The sequence below is a fragment of the Deferribacterota bacterium genome, from assembly GCA_034189185.1.
In the GTDB taxonomy this organism is placed as follows: domain Bacteria; phylum Chrysiogenota; class Deferribacteres; order Deferribacterales; family UBA228; genus UBA228.
Genome location: JAXHVM010000092.1, coordinates 3119 through 7056, shown reverse-complemented (window position 1 = coordinate 7056; position 3938 = coordinate 3119). Strand labels below are relative to the sequence as shown.

Sequence of the window (3938 nt, the reverse complement as noted above, 5' to 3'; positions counted from 1 at the left end):
ACCAATTGTTAATGGTATAATAATAGGGGCAACAGGCTCATATGTTATTGCCTTAGTAATATCTGGGATATGTTGTTTTATTACGGCTCTTATTTATATGTTTATGCTAAAGGATATTAAGCCCATAGAGCCTAAAAAAACGTAGGAGGGATATTATGAGCGTTATTAATGAACTATTAAAAAACATTGAAATACCGAGGATGCTAAAAATTAAGCAGTTTTTTAGTAACTGTACTATCAATGATGTTGAAAATAAATTAAATGAGAAATTGAACGATATTGATGTGTTAAGAAATATTAAAAAGGGCGTTAAAATTGCTGTAGCTGTTGGCAGTAGAGGTGTCAGAGATATAGATATTATAACCAAAACTGTAATAAATGACTTAAAAAATAGAGGTTTAGAGCCTTTTATAATCCCTGCAATGGGTAGTCATGGTGGAGCTACTGCTGAGGGGCAGAAAGATGTTTTAAGAGAATTAAATATAACAGAAGATAACATGGGTTGTCCTATAAAGTCATCAATGGAGGTTGTAAAAATCGGCAAAATTGATAATAGCCTGCCTGTCTATATTGATAAACTTGCATATAACTCAGATGGAATAATCGTTATTAATAGAGTAAAACCACATACTGCTTTTAGGGGTGAGATTGAAAGCGGTTTATGTAAAATGTTAGTTATTGGTCTTGGGAAACAAAAAGGTGCAGAATCCTGTCATGCCTTGGGTTTTAAATATATGGAGGAAAATATTATTAAAATGACAGATGTCATCTTAAATAAAGCTCCAATTCTATTTGCTATTGGGACAGTAGAAAATGCCTATGATAATATAATGAAAATTGAAGTTGTCAAAAAAGATAATCTCGTTGAAACAGACAAAAGGCTTTTGAAATTAGCTAAAGAGAATATGGCTAAAATATATTTTGATGAAATTGATGTGCTAATTATAGATAGAATAGGAAAAGATATCTCAGGTGATGGAATGGACCCAAATATAACAGGCAGGTATCCAACGCCCTATGCTTATGGTGGACCCTCTGTTTCAAAGATGGTTGTTTTAGATCTGACAGAACACACCTATGGTAATGCAAATGGAATGGGAACAGCTGATTTTGCCACTAGAAAACTTGCTGATAAAATTAATTTTGAGGCAACCTATGTAAATGGTTTAACATCTACTGTAGTTACACCAACACATTTACCTACTATACTTGAAAATGATATGGATGCTATAAAGGCGGCTATAAAGACATGTAATGCCTTTGATATAACCAAAGCAAAAATTGTTAGGATAAAGGACACACTTCATTTAAATGAAATTTATATTTCAGAGTCTTTATTACCAGAAGCAGAAAAGAATAAAAATATAGAAATTTTAAGTAATCTGACAGAGATGCCCTTTGATAGTAATGGAAATTTAGAGACCTTTGATTTATGAGTTTTATTGGAGGAATAAATGGATGCAATAAAAATTAATAAAAAAGACAACGTTGCAGTTTTATTAAGAGATGTGAAAAAGGGTGAGACAATATTAATCAATAATAGTCAAATAAATGTATTAGAGGATATAAAAAGTGGCTATAAAATTGCGTTAGATGATATAAAAAGTGGTAAGCAGATAATTAAGTATGGTTTTCCCATTGGCAGGGCAAAAGCAGATATTAGAAAGGGAAGCCATGTGCACATTCATAATATAGAAACAAATCTAGGTGAAATCTTAGATTATAAATACAATCCCATTAAAATTGAAAAAGGGGGAAAGGTTATAAATGCTCCCGGCAAATCATTCCAAGGCTTCAGACGTGACGATGGGAAAGCCGGTGTGCGCAATGAAATATGGATTATACCTACTGTTGGGTGCATAAATAGGATTGCAGAGCTTTTGGCTAAAGAATCCTCTAAAAGATTTATTGATATTATAAATATTGACGGCTTTTATGCTTTAACACATCCCTATGGGTGTTCACAGATTGGAGAAGATCTTTTATCGACCCAGAAAATTTTAGCCTCTCTAACAAATCATCCGAATGCGGCAGGAGTTTTAATTTTAGGTTTAGGGTGTGAAAATAATCATATTGAAGCTTTCAAAAAGGTTCTTAACGATTATAATCCAGATAGAGTAAAATTTATGACATGTCAGGATGTGGAAGATGAATTAGAAGAAGGATTACTATTAATTAAAGAATTAGTTAATTATGCCAGTCAATTCAAAAGAGAAGCGATTGATGTAGGAGAATTAATTGTAGGGCTTAAATGTGGTGGTTCAGATGGATTTTCAGGCATCACTGCAAATCCAATTATTGGTGAATTTTCAGATATTTTAATAGCACTAGGCGGATCAACTATTTTGACCGAGGTGCCAGAGATGTTTGGAGCCGAAACGATATTGATGGAAAGAGCTATAGATAAGCATGTTTTTGAGAAAATTGTAAAATTGATTAATAATTTTAAAAAATATTTTATATTCCATAATCAACCAATATATGAAAATCCTTCTACAGGCAATATTGAAGGTGGTATTTCAACATTAGAGGAAAAATCACTTGGTTGTACACAAAAAGGGGGTAGCTCTCTAGTTGTTGATGTATTAGATTATGGAGATACTCTTACAAAGAATGGATTAAATCTTTTAAATGCGCCAGGCAACGATGGTGTCTCAACAACAGCTTTAGCTGCAGCAGGCTGTCACATAATATTATTTTCAACAGGTAGAGGTACACCCTTTGGTACAATTGTGCCAACATTTAAAATTTCTACTAATAGTGTTTTATATAAAAGAAAGAAAAATTGGATAGATTTTGATGCAGGTAGACTACTTAGTGGTGAAACCAAAAAAGCTTTAGCTGATGAGCTTTTTTCTCTTGTAATTGATGTGGCATCTGGTAGGTTAACAAAAGCTGAAGAAATAGGATTTAAAGAGATTGTTATATTTAAAAAAGGCGTTACTGTTTAGTAACTATTTTGAGGGATGATGAAATGAAAGCAGTTTGTATTAATGCACCAGAACATATAGTTTTAAAAGATATTGAAAAACCAGATATAACAAAGAATAATATATTGATTAGAGTTAAAGCAGTAGGTATTTGTGGATCAGATATTGCTGCTTTTGCTGGCAAAAATCCATTAGTAACATACCCACGTGTTATTGGTCATGAAATTGCTGGTGAAGTTATTAAAGTGCCAGGTGATATAAATAGTTTTGCCATAGGTGATAGAGTTGTTATAGAACCGTATATTTATTGTGGAGCTTGTTATCCTTGCTCATTAGAAAGATTTAATTGTTGTGAGAACTTAAAAGTATTAGGTGTTCACGTAGATGGTGGCTTGTGTGAATATATTGCACATCCATCACACTTACTACATAAAGTTGAAAAAAATGTTGATTGGTATCTATTGGCCCTTGTTGAACCACTATCTATAGCAGTTCATGCTGTTCATAGATCAAAGCTTAGAAAAGGTGAGCATATAGTTATTACAGGTTGTGGCCCTATAGGTTTACTAATAGCACTTTATGCAAATTTAATTGGTGGTATACCAATAGTAATTGATCCTTTGCAGAAAAGGCTAAACCTGGCAAAATCATTGGGTATTCAATATGTATTAAATCCTAATTCCGATAATGTTTATAATAACATTAAAGACATAACAAAGGGCGTAATGGCTCCAGTTTTGATTGAGGCTTCTGGAGATAGCTCTGCTATATCATTAAGCTTACAATATGCCTCAAATGCAGGCAGGATAGTTTTTGTTGGATGGCCTAAAAGTGATGTACCTTTGAAAACCTCACTGATAACAAAAAAAGAAGTTGATCTAATGGGGTCACGTAACAGTTGCAAAAATTTTCCAGAATGTATAGATATAGTATTGAATAGAAAAATTAATATTGAGGGGATTATATCTAAAGTTATAGATTTTGAAAAAGTGCCTATGATTATATGAT

Annotated in this window: 3 protein-coding genes; all 3 read left to right on the top strand. The window is 32.6% G+C overall.

Annotated elements, in window-relative coordinates:
• Positions 1-155 precede the first annotated feature (155 nt).
• From SVN78_07065 to SVN78_07055, 3 genes are read left to right on the top strand one after another with little or no spacing between them, the layout of a single operon-like run.
• Positions 156-1436 carry a lactate racemase domain-containing protein gene (locus SVN78_07065; protein ID MDY6821364.1) on the top strand — a complete coding sequence of 427 codons (1281 nt, stop codon included), beginning with the start codon at positions 156-158 and terminating at the stop codon, positions 1434-1436.
• 18 nt (positions 1437-1454) lie between these two features.
• Positions 1455-2951, top strand: a complete 1497-nt coding sequence (locus tag SVN78_07060) for an altronate dehydratase family protein (GenBank protein ID MDY6821363.1) — start codon at positions 1455-1457, stop codon at positions 2949-2951.
• Between the two features lie 23 nt (positions 2952-2974).
• Positions 2975-3937, top strand: coding sequence for an alcohol dehydrogenase catalytic domain-containing protein (locus SVN78_07055; protein MDY6821362.1), 963 nt, complete (start codon positions 2975-2977; stop codon positions 3935-3937).
• Position 3938: the final 1 nt, after the last annotated feature.